A 12,551-nucleotide genomic window follows, 5' to 3' on the forward strand; every position below is an offset into this window, starting at 1 on the left:
ATCCTCGGTGGGATACCTTTTTATTAGCACTTATTATTTTGCAACTTCTGTCCACTTGTAGTTAAACTCACCACCGAAGTCAGTTGTTACAAGTCCTTTAATGAAAGAGCGTTGTAAGTAAGAACGACCTTGTTGGTATAAAGGAGCGACAGCACCGTCTTGTAATAGAATTTTTTCAGCTTGCTTCATTGCTTCCCAGCGAGCTTTTTCATCACCAGCTAAATCTGTTTTTACTTTATGAATTAGCTCATCGTACTCTTTGTTAGAGTATTTATCGAAGTTGTAAGCACTATCTGTTGTAAATAAATCTAAGAATGTAATTGGATCAGCGAAGTCAGGGCCCCAGCCATCAATACCGATTTCATAGTCACCACTTAACAGTAGTTTTAACTGTTGTTTACGTGGTTGTGGTTTTAAATTTACTGTTAATCCATCTAAGTTCTTTTCTAGTTCACCTTTTAAATATTCACCAGTCTTTTTAGCTAAAGCATTATCACTTGTTAAGAGTTCAATTGTTACTTTGTCAGTACCCAGTTCTTGCTTCGCTTTTTTCCAGTTTTCTTTCGCTGTTTTCACATCATCTTTCACTAGATTTCCATTTTCTTTACGGAAGTCGTTGCCATCAGGACTTTTTGCAAATTTCGCAGGAACCATTCCTTCAGCTGCAACAGCGCCGTTATTTAAAATTGTTTCTACGTATGCTTTCTTATTCATTGCTCCGTTAATAGCAAGGCGTGCATGTTGATTTTTTAATGTTTCATTTTTTTGATTGAGTCGTAAAAATTGAATGCCAACTTCAGCGCGTTCTTTGAAGTTTGGATCGCCCTTATATTTATCAACAAACTCCGCAGTTAAAGCAACGCGATCAATTTGTCCTGAATCATATAAATTAACTTCTGTAGACTTATCTTTAACGACATTGAAGTTGATTTCTTCTAATTTCACCGTTTTAGCATCCCAATAGTTAGGATTCTTCTTCAGTTGGAAGCTTTGCTCGTGTTTCCAGTTATCTAATGTGAAGGCACCGTTGTAAATTAAATGATTTGTTTCTAAACCGTATTTATCGCCTTGAGACTTTAAATACTCTTCATTAATTGGTAAGAATGTTGAGAATGTCGTTAAACTTAAGAAGTAGGGAACAGGACGATCTAGTTGTACTTCTAATGTTTTGTCATCAATAGCTTTGACCCCTAGTTGATCAATCGGCAATTGTTTTTGGTTTATTTGTTTCGCATTCTTTATATCGAAGAATAAGAATGCATATTCAGCTGCTGTATCAGGGTTTACGGCACGTTGCCAAGCGAAGACAAAGTCTTTTGCTGTAACAGGAGTACCGTTTGACCATTTTGAATCACGCAGATGGAATGTATATTTCGTTTTATCGGGACTAACGTCAACCGACTCAGCGACACCAGGAATCGGTTTATTATCTTCTCCCATTGCATATAACCCTTCAAAAACATTACGCATTACGTTCATGGATTCCCCATCCGTTGCTTTTGCAACATCCATTGTTGGAATTTCTGAAGCAAATGATAAGTTAATTGCTTGTTTATCAGGTGCTTTATCATTTGCTTTCGCTCCGCTTGCGTTATCTTTATTTCCCCCGCAAGCAGTTAGTAATAGACTTGCCCCTAAAACAGATGCAACAACAGGTACAACTTTTTTCTTCATTGTTCGTTCCTCCCTAAATGTGTTGTTTCGTAACGTCATAATGTCCATGTTTTGAAGTGTATCTATAGAAGAAGAGAAAACCTATTATAAATATGTACATGTAGGTAATCAGGTGTTCTATATGTATATACATGTTGAACTATAATTTATCATTATATGCTTCGACGTAGTAGACGTTATATTATGATGGTGAAATATTTCGTTTCTTTGATTGTTTAGAATATTAACACTGGAGAGAACTATATGTCAATAATAAAAAGTTGAGCATTAATTTTTTAAAATAATATATTAAAAAAGCGGATTTCCTCTTATTGAGAATCCGCTTTTAATACATTTTTTTAATAAAATAATTACTGTAGATAGAAAAATATCGATTCAGCTTGCCTTTTATTTTTCAATTTGTGCCCATTTGAAGTTTAATTGACCTGCAAAGTCTACTTGCACAATTCCTTTCACATAAGAACGTTCTAAATAAGATTCGCCTTTTTGGTAAAGGGGAGCGATAACAGAGTCTTTAAATAATATTTTTTCAGATGCTAGTAATGCTTCCCAGCGAGCTTTTTCATCACCAGCTAAAGTCGTTTTCACTTTTTCAATTGTTTCATCGAATTCCTTATTAGAGTAATGATCTAAGTTGTAAGGGTTATTCGTTGTAAACAATTCAAGGAATGTAATTGGGTCAGCAAAGTCAGGGCTCCAGCCATCAATACCGATTTCATAGTCACCTTTTAATAAAAGTGAAACTTGTTGTTTACGTGGTTGTGGTTTCACATTTACTGTTAATCCATCTAAATTCTTTTCTAGTTGTCCTTTTAAGAACTCACCTGTTTTCTTATCAAGGTCAGCATCACTCGTTAATAATTCTAATGTAATCTTTTCAGAACCAAGCTCTTGTTTTGCCTTTTTCCATAACTCTTGTGCAGATTTTGTATCAACTTTAGTTAAATCTCCATTTATAGTACGGAAGTCCTTTCCATCAGGCCCTTTTGCAAAGTTTTTTGGAACGAGACCAAAGGTTGGTGTAGAGCCATCATTTAATAACGTATTTACAAAGGATTTTCGATCAATTGTTTGATCAATTGCTTGGCGTGCAGAAACGTTTTGCAGTACTTTGTTTTGTTGATTCATACGTAAAAATTGTACGCCTACGTTCGGGCGTTCTTTAAAGTTTGCATCCTTTTTATATTTATCAACGAAATCAGATGTTAATTTTATACGGTCTAATTGTTTTGATTCGAATAAGTTTACTTCTGTTGATTTTTCTTTTACGACGTTAAAATTGATTTCCTCTAGTTTGACAGTATCTTTATCCCAATAGGTAGGGTTTTTCTTGAATTTAAAGCTTTGTTCATGCTTCCAATCGCTTAGTGTAAAAGCGCCGTTGTACAAGATTGTATTGTCTTCTAAAGCGTACTTATCACCTTGTTTTTTAAAGAATTCCTCGTTAATTGGTAGAAATGTTGGGAACGCTGTTAAGCTAATAAAATAAGGAACAGGACGCTCTAATTCTACCTCAAACGTATGGTCATCAACTGCTTTTACACCAAGTTGGTCGGCTGGAAGTTCTTTGTTGTTAATTTTTGTTGCATTTTTAATATCAAAGAATAGAAATGCATATTCAGAGGCTGTTGCTGGATCGACAGCTCTTTGCCAAGCGAAGACAAAATCTTTCGCTGTAACAGGAGTACCGTTTGACCATTTTGAATCTCGCAGGTGGAATGTGTATTTCGTTTTATCGCCACTTACTTCATGAGATTTTGCAACACCAGGGACAGGTTTATTACCTTCACCAAGGTTATACAAACCTTCAAATACGTTTCTCATTACTTGACCAGAATCAGTATCTGTAGCACGAGCTGTATCCATTGTTCGTATTTCAGTAGGTGAAGATAAGTTTAAAACCTGTTTACTAGGCGCCTCGTCTTTTGCATTTGCTCCGCTTGCTTCGTTTTTATAACTACCGCAACCAGTTAATAAAATACTTACTCCTACAACTGATGCAATACCGGGTACAAACTTCTTTTTCATTTGATTTTCCTCCTAAATAATTAAGTTTGGATGATGATGAGGGAAATGAAAAATAAAAAATCCCTCTTTTCATATTGAGAAAGAGGGATTTTTACGTACAAGTTATGCACCCGTATATAAACGAAGTCCCTCATTCTATCTTTCAAGCTATAAAGCTTGCAGGAAGTGGCACAGTATTCAAAAATGAACCTGCTGCCGAGGTTTCAAAGGGCCAGTCCCTCCACCTCTCTTGATACAATGAGTAAACGAATAAACTTTATTAATTTTTGTGTTTCTTTGATAATTCAAAATCTTACACCTTGGATGATGAAGTGTCAACTGAATGAAATATAGTTTAAATTTTCAGTTTTCTTTAACGAAAAACCACTGCATATGGCAGTGGTTTTTCTACTAGAAGTTAAAGTTATCTGGATCTGGACCAACGCGACGATCTTCATTTAAAGCTTGAATTGCTTTTATATCATCAGCACTTAATTCAAAGTCGAAGATGTTTGCATTTTCAATAATACGATGTTCTTTAATTGATTTGGGAATTGTTACAACTTCGTTTTGTAAATCCCAGCGTAAAATAATTTGCGCAGTTGATTTATTATATTTTTTCGCAATTTCTTGCAACGTTGGATTATCTAGTAGTTGTCCTTGCATTAACGGTGACCAAGCTTCAAGCTGGATATTATGTTCTTTACAGAAATCGTGTAATTCTTCTTGTGCTAAACGTAGGTGGTATTCCACTTGATTGACCATTGGCTTAATTTCAGCAATTTCAAATACGTCTTGTAAGTGGTGAATATGGAAATTACTCACACCGATAGCGCGAACACGGCCATCTTTATAAAGCTTTTCTAACGCTTTCCATGATTCAGTATATTTTCCTTTTACAGGCCAATGTACTAAATATAAATCTAAATATTCTAGACCTAATTTTTCTAATGTAGTTTCAAATGCTTGAAGTGTTGTTTCATATCCTTGATCGCTATTCCATACTTTTGATGTAATAAATAATTCTTCACGTGCAACACCTGATTCACGGATTGCTTGTCCAACGCCTTCTTCGTTTTGATAGATTGCTGCAGTATCAATACTGCGGTAACCATTTTTAATTGCTGATTTTACAGATTCAATTACTTCTGAACCATCTTCTACTTTAAAAACACCTAAACCGAACCAAGGCATTTTTACACCGTTATGTAATGTTGTATAGTCTTTTAAACTTGTTAAATTCATATTATTTCCCCCTAGCTTTTTTGTTTGTTGCTTCTACTGCTTTTTGAATTGCCTCTGAAAAATTATATTCATATAAAGCTTTGAGACCTTCAGCTGTGGAACCACCTGGCGTTGTTACTTGTTCACGGAGGTTAGCTGGATCTTGTGTTTGTTCAAGCATAGAAGCAGAGCCAGAAATCATTTGAATGACAAGGTGTTTTGCGGTTGCTTCATCGACTCCATAACTTTTTGTTGCTTCAATTAAACTTTCAGCAAAGTAATAAAGGAAGGCTGGTGCACTTCCAGTAACTGCAGTAAGTTGATGAACTTCTTCCTCGGTACAAAGTTGCGAAGTACCAATGCCCCCTAAAAGCAATTGCAGGGTTTCTTGATCAGTCTCGTTTACGAATTGTCCCATCGTGTATAAGGAGATAGACTTACCAATTTCAGCAGCTGTATTTGGCATAATCCAAGCAACAGGCGTTCCTTTAGGAAGTCTTTCTTCTAAATAAGATGGGCCGATGCCGGCAGCTACCGTTACGACAAGTTGATTCGATAGTAACGGAGATAACTCTGCTAATAATTCTTCATGTGCAGAAGGCGGCATTGCTAAAACAATCGTATCAACAGATGTAACATGTTGCTTCCAATCTGTTGTAGTAGACACATTATATCGCGCTCGTAATTGATCTAGCTTTTCTACGTTACTTCGGTTAGAAACGATAATCTCTTCGATGTATTCTTTGCTTGTTTTAAGTAATCCGGAAAATATAGCTTCTGCCATACGACCAGCACCAATAAATAGAATTCGATGTTTAGTTAGCATATCCTCTATTCCTTTCTAGTGGAGATATGTTATAAAAAACGATACCATTTTTAAGAGAATTTTGTAAAAAGAAAAGGCTTATTGTGAGAAGGATGAAAATGGAGGGAAGAGGTTTAATACAAATAAGGTTATAAAAATTATTATACTTAAAAAACAGTTGTAATAAAAAATCTCTGAAGCATAACTGCTTCAGAGATTAATAATTTATAAGTTTATGCTTTTGTCATACCAAGTAATACAGCGCCGCCGATAATTAAAACACTACCTAGTGCAATAAAGATCAATTGACGTTTCGTTTTCTTTTCGCCTAAGAAGACAATCGCACCAAATGTTGAGATAACGATTCCAGTTTGAGATAATGGGAAGCTTGTTGCTACTCCGACACGTGGTAATGAAAGAAGTAAGAATAAGTTTCCAGTTCCCCATAGTAAACCAGATAAAGCGTTACGGATTGCATATTTGTTAAATGGTTTATGTTTAGATGTCAGTACAACCGCACCAACAAACATACCAACTGCTTGTGGTAAAATAGCAGACCAACCATCGATGTTATACCAACGAATAATAATTACATATACAAGATAGCCAAAAGTAGAAACAATTAAAGTAAGAAGTCCCTTTTTCAATTGTCCTGGTGGCTGAGCATTTTCTTTATCATCTAATGATGTGAATACAACACCAACTACGATTAATAGGATTGCAATCGTTCCCAGAATGATCGTTGTAGTAGTAGTCCACTCACGGAAAGCGATAACCCCAAAGATAGAAGTTGCAACAAGTTGCATACCAGTAGAAATTGTTACAGTAGTTGAAACGCCTAGTTTTTCAACTGTTTTTAATTGGTTTACTTGTCCTAAAGCCCAGAATAAACCTGAAATAAAACCAACAATCAAGATTGTCATTGTTAAAGCTGGTTGAGTAAATACATACATAATTGTTGCGAAGAATAGAGCACCGATTGTCATACCTACCGTTTGGCTATATGCACCACCGCCCATTTTTACGCTTACTAATAAGATGTTTCCCCATGCAATTGCAGGAAGAAGCGCTAATAAAATGTCCATTACAAGACTCCCTTCGTTTTGCTATACCAATATAATTACATATCGTTCTAACGATCGGTAATGCCCCACTACTAGAGTAGAAGATTACCGATCGCTAAAACAGGATGAAGAATTCAAGATATAAATGCGTTTTCATTTCTTCATTTTTTCAAACACCTCCATATAATAACAGGAAATTGCCTATTTTAGAAAGTAAATTCAAATAGAATGTATATTTAAATAAAATTTAAAATTCAGTTATTTCCCGGTGGTATATTTTTATTTCCTAAGAAATAAAAAAGCAGCTTCAAAAAGAGCTGCCTTAAGAGTTAGTAATTCTTTTATTAATAAGCTGAATACATAGCAAAAATAGGAGGGACATACTAATAGTGATAACTACTAGTGTCCAGGCGAGCTGCATATTACTTGCATCAATCGCCATGTAAATGGCAGTTGGGATAGTTTGTGTTTTACCAGGAATGTTTCCGGCAAACATGAGCGTAGCACCAAACTCACCAAGCGCACGAACAAAGCTCAAAATCATTCCACTTAGTAAGGCAGGAAATGCAAGCGGAAGTGTGACGTGTAGAAAAACTTGATATTCACTTGCACCAAGGTCACGAGCACTTTCTTCAATTTGTACATTCGCGATAGAAAATCCTGTTTTTGCTGATTGGTACATAAGCGGAAATGCAACAACTGTAGAAGCAATGATAGCAGCAGTAGATGTGAACATAATAGATTGCTGAAATATTGATTCTATCCACGTTCCAATAGGACTGTTATTTCCAAAAATGATAATGAGAAAAAAGCCGATTACAGTTGGCGGAAGTACCATTGGTAGTAAGAAAATAGTTTCTAATATTACTTTATATCTCCATGAGGAGCGTGCTAGCGCTCGTCCGATTATCGTTCCTAAAATGGTAACGATAATGGTGGCACATGCAGCTACTCGTAAAGATAGAAAGATTGGTGATAAAATAGTATCAAAGCTCATGGCAATTATGATAGGACTGTAAATCCGTATTTTTTAAAGATAGATTGTGCATCTTTTGACTGCAAATACTCATAAAATGAAGTCGCCTCTTTCTTGTGTTTAGATTCTTTTATAACACCTAAAGGATAGTGAATTGGCTCATGAGAAGTAGCCGCTGCTGTCTCACCAATTTTTACTTTGTTTGAAATAAGAGCATCTGTTTTGTATACAATACCAGCATCAACATTACCTGTTTCTACATATGTTAACACTTGGCGAACATCTTTTGTAAATACGACTTTATTTTGAATGTCATTCCAAAGATTTTCATGTGTGAGAGAAGCTTTTGCGTATTTTCCCGCAGGTACAGATTCAGGTGTACCAAGTGCGATTTTTTTTATTTTTTCATCTTTTAAATCTTGAATTTTTGTAAGAGAACTATCTTTTGGGACGACTAGAACGAGTTCGTTTCCAAGGAGATTTTTCCCCTCTTGTTCATTAATGAATCCTTTTTTAACGAGAGTTTGGAATTTATCTTCGGCTGCTGAGAAGAATAAATCAGCAGGTGCACCTTGTTCGATTTGTTGTTGAAGTGCACCAGAAGCGCCGAAGTTAAAAGAAAGTTTAATATTAGGTTCTTTTTCTTTATATTTTGTTTCAATTTCTTTTAGCGCATCTTGTAAGCTTGCAGCTGCTGATATAGTAAGTTCAACTGTTTTTCCTTCTTTAGCGGTTGATTTCTCTTTCTTCTCTCCGCTTGTACATGCAACACTAAATATAAGAAGAAAAGAAAGGATAAGTGCCCCGATGGATTGTAATGTAAACTTATTCATAAAAAATCCCCTTTCGTTTTGACATAATTAATTATAACTAAATATAACTAAATATAACTAGTTATAATTGAATATAATTTGAACGATGTAGTTATTTTTAAAATATAGGAGAAATATTCTTTTCTTTGTTACAATGAAGAAAGAAAGTGAGGAATCGTCTATGGATCATCATTCCTACACAACGGAAGAAGTAGCGAAGCGATTAAAAGTATCAAAATTAACTGTATACGATTTAATTAAAAAAGGAGAACTGCCTTCTTATAGAATTGGTAGACAGATGCGCATTGATGCAGCAGATTTAGAACAATATATTAAGCAAATGAAAACAGGTAACGTACAAGTTACTTCTGTAAAGAATGACAGTAATAGTATCTCGAATACATGTATTATTAGTGGACAAGAACTAACGTTAGACATGTTGGCAAAACGTATAGAAAATCGCCTGCCAAGTTCAAATATATTAAGGGCATATCAAGGTAGTTTAACGAGCCTAGTAAAAATGTATCAAGGAGAAGGAAGTATCGTTAGCTTGCATTTGTTTGATGGCGAAACGGGTACATATAATGTTCCTTACGTAAAACGTATTTTAGTAGGACAACCATGTACGATGATTAATTTATTAGCAAGGAACGTTGGGTTTTATGTGCAAAAGGGGAATCCTAAAAATATAAAAACATGGGCTGATTTATCTCAATCATCTATACGATTTATAAATCGAGAAAAGGGTTCTGGTATTAGGGTGTTAGTTGATGAACAATTGCGCATTCAAAATTTAAATAAAGAACGTATTAGTGGATATGAATGGGAAGAATCGAACCATCTTGGTGTTGCGACGCAAGTCGCGAATGGGAAAGCTGATGTGGGAGTAGGATCAGAAAAGTTTTCGCAAATTGTAAATGTAGACTTTATTCCAATTATGAAAGAGCAGTATGATTTAGTGATTTTGAAGAATAAAGAAAATGAAAAGCTGATCGAAGTTGTAAAAGACATTCTGCAATCGGAAGAATTTCATAATGAACTAAAAGCGATTGGCGGATATGATATGACGAAAACAGGTCAAACTATATATGAAACAAACTAAAAAGCTGCTTGTCTATAAGACGAGCAGCTTTTTCTATATATAAAGGGGTTTGGGGAAACAAAGTGTTAAACAAGACCTTTAGCAAGTGTGTAAATGAAAGCTGTAAGAAGAGTCGCTCCACTTGCAAGTCCGATAAAGTCTGATTTGTTAAATGTAATGTTGTTCATTATAATCTCTCCTTATTTGTTTAATGTAGTTGCAACAGCTTTTGCATCGACAAGTGCGGATAGCACCATGCCCATTATATTTAAAAATTTGTTTGATTTCATTTTGTTCATCATGCGTATCCGCTCCTTTTCGAATTGTTGTTGCCCTGCTGTATGTCTTAATTATAGGAAATATGATCGCCGGCAACTATCGAATTAGCTTACGGAAGACTTACACTTTTGTAAGAAAAAAAGACATTCGTGTAAGAATGTCTTTCAAAGCATATTAATGTGGTGGTGCTCTTCGATTGTTTTTAAAAAGCTACGCATTGAATTTGTCATATAGCTATCTTTACGGCGTATGAAAACCGTTGAAATACTACCGTATTTTTCAGGGATTGCATGGCAATGCACTTTACCTGCTTTAGAAAGATGATGGACAGCAGACTGTGGTACGAGTGTAATTCCAAGGCCGAGTGCAACACTGTTTAATATTGTCTCTAATATATTGAATTCCATAATTCTTTTTGGTAGCAAACCTTCATCTTTCAGCCATCGTTCTAGTTTGGAACGGTATCCACATCCTTGGTTAAAAACGAGTAAAGGCGTTGTTGTAAATTCTTCTATATGAAAAGCTTTATTTTGTGTTACAAGCATTAATTTCTCTGTACTAACATCGTATTGTTCAATAAGGGGATGTTTTATTGGCCCTGATATAAAAGCACCGTCTAATTGATGATCGAGTACTTCTCTAATTAATTCTTCTGTTAAACCTGCTTGTAATGATAAATCGACGTTCGGATAGCTTTTATAGTAAGAAGATAAAATGGTAGGTAATGTACTTACTGTTTCGACAGTACCGATTTTTAATATGCCAGAGGGTGTTTCACTATCTAAAAATACTTGTTTTAGCTCCTCAACATCTTGCAAAATTTTATTAACATAAACGAGCATTTTTCTTCCTTCAGCTGTTAAAGTCATGCCTCGTTTATGACGATAAAAGAGCGGTGTTTTCAGCTCGTTCTCCAGTTGTTTAATACGCGTTGTTACATTTGATTGTACGTAATTTAATTCCTTTGCTGCGCTACTTACACTACCTTGGTCAGCAACGCTTTGGAAGATTTGTAAATCTCTTAATTCCATAATACGATCCTCCTTGATGTTAACTATCATTATAAATGATAGTTAACATCATTTCGAATCATTTTACGTGATATATTTTTTCTTTTACAATTCTCTTTGTGCAAATAGAAAGAAGTGGGGGATTGCGGTGAGAAAAGGTCAAATGATAATAGGCGCTTTAGCGTGTTTAATTGCAAGTATGTCATGGGGAGCAATGTTTCCAGTTGCTGATCATGCGTTAGAATACATAGATCCATTTTATTTTTCGCTTATTCGCTATGGAGCGGTGGCGATAATGCTGATTGTATTGTTGTTAATGAAAGAAGGAAAACGGGCATTTCGTTTAGAGGGAAGAGGAAAGTTACTCGTCTTTTTTGGAACGATGGCGTTTACTGTATATAATGTACTTGTATTTTTAGGTCAAATGTTAATGGGAAAATCAGGTGTGATGGTAGCTTCCATTATGGAAGCACTTATGCCGATGATTTCTATTTGTATTTTATGGGGATATAAGCATGTAAAACCGAAAAAATATATGATAACGAGCATGATTATCGCTTTTATAGGGGCTGTATTTGTTATTACAAAAGGTGATATGAGTTTCTTTTTAACATTGAAAGATAACATGTTTTCGCTAGCATGTATATTTGTTGGAGTTGTGGGCTGGGTTATTTATACGATGGGTGGTCAAACGTGTAGCGATTGGTCAACATTACGTTATTCTACGTTGACGTGTGTATTCGGTACGACTGTTACAGGAATTATAACGATAATTATAACGGCGTTTGGATATGTTTCAGTTCCGAGTATGGGAACGATTTTTATTGTGAAATACGATTTATTATTTATGATGACATTACCAGGGATAGTAGCGTTACTAGCTTGGAATTACGGTGTGAAAATTTTATCGTCCATTAATGGGATTTTATTTATTAATTTTGTACCAATTACAACCTTAGTTATTATGATGATGCAAGGATATCAAATAACAATGTTTGATATTGTAGGGACTTTACTTGTTATTGCTGCACTTATTCGTAATAATGTTTGTCAGAGGAAAGAAGAAAATATCAACAAGAGAATTTTAGAAGAAGAGCAATTACGTCAAGCTGTTTAATAGGCAATTGGAGGATTTTACATGTTAGAAAGTTTATTGTTTTTCTTTGCCGTCGGAGTTGCTTGTGAGCTTGCAGCAATTAATCGAAATGGTCGTAAGAAGATAAAACAACAAGCTGAAATGATAGAGCTTTTAAAAGAGTTAAAAGAAAGAAACATTTAAAAAGACGACCGGGCATAGACGGTCGTCTTTTTCTATATAAAGGGGAAAGGGGACACAAAGTTATACAAGCGTAGCAGCGTAAATAAAAGCAGTAAGAAGAAGAGAGCCGCTAGCTAATCCTAAAAAATCTAATTTGTTAAAAGTAATGTTATTCATGATGCATTCTCCTTACTTATTTAATGTAGAAGCAACAGCTTTTGCATCGATAAGAGCGGAAAATACCATGCCCATTGTATTTAAAATATTGTTCGTTTTCAGCTTGTTCATCATATTGATCCGCTCCTTTTCGAATAATGGTTGCCCTGTTTCTGACTTAATTGTATGAAATATCGCAAGAAGT

The 12,551-nt window shown here is 35.0% G+C and carries 13 protein-coding genes and 1 riboswitch; of the genes, 3 read left to right on the forward strand and 10 right to left on the reverse strand.

Annotation, left to right across the window (positions count from 1 at the left end; translation table 11 throughout):
• Positions 1–33: 33 nt before the first annotated feature.
• From ACTFR9_RS25800 to modA, 7 genes are all read right to left on the reverse strand, one after another.
• Positions 34–1,674, reverse strand: coding sequence for a peptide ABC transporter substrate-binding protein (locus tag ACTFR9_RS25800; RefSeq protein ID WP_000731078.1), 1,641 nt, complete (start codon positions 1,672–1,674; stop codon positions 34–36).
• Between the two features lie 387 nt (positions 1,675–2,061).
• Positions 2,062–3,702: a peptide ABC transporter substrate-binding protein gene (locus ACTFR9_RS25805; RefSeq protein ID WP_000726476.1), complete on the reverse strand. Its 1,641-nt coding sequence runs from the start codon at positions 3,700–3,702 to the stop codon at positions 2,062–2,064.
• Positions 3,703–3,834: 132 nt separating this feature from the next.
• Positions 3,835–3,941: riboswitch (SAM riboswitch) on the reverse strand.
• 151 nt (positions 3,942–4,092) lie between these two features.
• Entirely contained in the window at positions 4,093–4,926 is an 834-nt protein-coding gene (locus tag ACTFR9_RS25810) for an aldo/keto reductase (RefSeq protein WP_440049037.1), read from the reverse strand.
• Between the two features lies 1 nt (position 4,927).
• Positions 4,928–5,731, reverse strand: a complete 804-nt coding sequence (gene proC / locus ACTFR9_RS25815; protein ID WP_000956262.1) for a pyrroline-5-carboxylate reductase — start codon at positions 5,729–5,731, stop codon at positions 4,928–4,930.
• Positions 5,732–5,943: 212 nt separating this feature from the next.
• A complete protein-coding gene (locus tag ACTFR9_RS25820) occupies positions 5,944–6,795 on the reverse strand; it encodes a GRP family sugar transporter (protein WP_000353544.1) in 852 nt (283 codons plus the stop codon).
• A gap of 301 nt (positions 6,796–7,096) precedes the next feature.
• Positions 7,097–7,771 (reverse strand): molybdate ABC transporter permease subunit, encoded by a 675-nt coding sequence (gene modB, locus ACTFR9_RS25825; protein WP_001996525.1) that lies wholly within the window; start codon positions 7,769–7,771, stop codon positions 7,097–7,099.
• Positions 7,772–7,776: 5 nt separating this feature from the next.
• A complete protein-coding gene (gene modA / locus ACTFR9_RS25830) occupies positions 7,777–8,583 on the reverse strand; it encodes a molybdate ABC transporter substrate-binding protein (RefSeq protein ID WP_001032220.1) in 807 nt (268 codons plus the stop codon).
• 133 nt (positions 8,584–8,716) lie between these two features.
• Here modA and ACTFR9_RS25835 point away from each other — a divergent pair, with 133 nt between their 5' ends.
• The gene (locus ACTFR9_RS25835) at positions 8,717–9,664 is read left to right on the forward strand and encodes a helix-turn-helix transcriptional regulator (RefSeq protein ID WP_000712212.1); all 948 of its coding nucleotides are present in this window, start codon (positions 8,717–8,719) and stop codon (positions 9,662–9,664) included.
• A gap of 65 nt (positions 9,665–9,729) precedes the next feature.
• Here ACTFR9_RS25835 and ACTFR9_RS25840 read toward each other — a convergent pair whose 3' ends face one another.
• Positions 9,730–9,831 carry a DUF3948 family protein gene (locus ACTFR9_RS25840; RefSeq protein ID WP_001060016.1) on the reverse strand — a complete coding sequence of 34 codons (102 nt, stop codon included), beginning with the start codon at positions 9,829–9,831 and terminating at the stop codon, positions 9,730–9,732.
• A gap of 255 nt (positions 9,832–10,086) precedes the next feature.
• A complete protein-coding gene (locus ACTFR9_RS25845; RefSeq protein WP_000423059.1) occupies positions 10,087–10,953 on the reverse strand; it encodes a LysR family transcriptional regulator in 867 nt (288 codons plus the stop codon).
• Between the two features lie 127 nt (positions 10,954–11,080).
• Here ACTFR9_RS25845 and ACTFR9_RS25850 point away from each other — a divergent pair, with 127 nt between their 5' ends.
• Together ACTFR9_RS25850 and ACTFR9_RS25855 are read left to right on the forward strand one after the other, a co-directional pair.
• Entirely contained in the window at positions 11,081–12,049 is a 969-nt protein-coding gene (locus tag ACTFR9_RS25850; RefSeq protein ID WP_001225438.1) for a DMT family transporter, read from the forward strand.
• A 21-nt stretch (positions 12,050–12,070) separates the two neighbouring features.
• Entirely contained in the window at positions 12,071–12,211 is a 141-nt protein-coding gene (locus tag ACTFR9_RS25855; RefSeq protein WP_000894066.1) for a YrzO family protein, read from the forward strand.
• Positions 12,212–12,271: 60 nt separating this feature from the next.
• Here ACTFR9_RS25855 and ACTFR9_RS25860 read toward each other — a convergent pair whose 3' ends face one another.
• Positions 12,272–12,367 carry a DUF3948 family protein gene (locus ACTFR9_RS25860; RefSeq protein WP_001060007.1) on the reverse strand — a complete coding sequence of 32 codons (96 nt, stop codon included), beginning with the start codon at positions 12,365–12,367 and terminating at the stop codon, positions 12,272–12,274.
• Between the last annotated feature and the right edge of the window lie 184 nt (positions 12,368–12,551).

The sequence above is a fragment of the Bacillus cereus group sp. MYBK222-1 genome, assembly GCF_051916425.1.
GTDB lineage: Bacteria > Bacillota > Bacilli > Bacillales > Bacillaceae_G > Bacillus_A > Bacillus_A paranthracis.

Bases quoted from the DNA above. Each gene is read 5' to 3' on its own strand.
- ACTFR9_RS25800 (WP_000731078.1), bottom strand. From the start codon at position 1,674: ATGAAGAAAAAAGTTGTACCTGTTGTTGCATCTGTTTTAGGGGCAAGT.
- ACTFR9_RS25805 (WP_000726476.1), bottom strand. From the start codon at position 3,702: ATGAAAAAGAAGTTTGTACCCGGTATTGCATCAGTTGTAGGAGTAAGT.
- ACTFR9_RS25810 (WP_440049037.1), bottom strand. From the start codon at position 4,926: ATGAATTTAACAAGTTTAAAAGACTATACAACATTACATAACGGTGTA.
- proC (WP_000956262.1), bottom strand. From the start codon at position 5,731: ATGCTAACTAAACATCGAATTCTATTTATTGGTGCTGGTCGTATGGCA.
- ACTFR9_RS25820 (WP_000353544.1), bottom strand. From the start codon at position 6,795: ATGGACATTTTATTAGCGCTTCTTCCTGCAATTGCATGGGGAAACATC.
- modB (WP_001996525.1), bottom strand. From the start codon at position 7,771: ATGAGCTTTGATACTATTTTATCACCAATCTTTCTATCTTTACGAGTA.
- modA (WP_001032220.1), bottom strand. From the start codon at position 8,583: ATGAATAAGTTTACATTACAATCCATCGGGGCACTTATCCTTTCTTTT.
- ACTFR9_RS25835 (WP_000712212.1), top strand. From the start codon at position 8,717: ATGAAGAAAGAAAGTGAGGAATCGTCTATGGATCATCATTCCTACACA.
- ACTFR9_RS25840 (WP_001060016.1), bottom strand. From the start codon at position 9,831: ATGAACAACATTACATTTAACAAATCAGACTTTATCGGACTTGCAAGT.
- ACTFR9_RS25845 (WP_000423059.1), bottom strand. From the start codon at position 10,953: ATGGAATTAAGAGATTTACAAATCTTCCAAAGCGTTGCTGACCAAGGT.
- ACTFR9_RS25855 (WP_000894066.1), top strand. From the start codon at position 12,071: ATGTTAGAAAGTTTATTGTTTTTCTTTGCCGTCGGAGTTGCTTGTGAG.
- ACTFR9_RS25860 (WP_001060007.1), bottom strand. From the start codon at position 12,367: ATGAATAACATTACTTTTAACAAATTAGATTTTTTAGGATTAGCTAGC.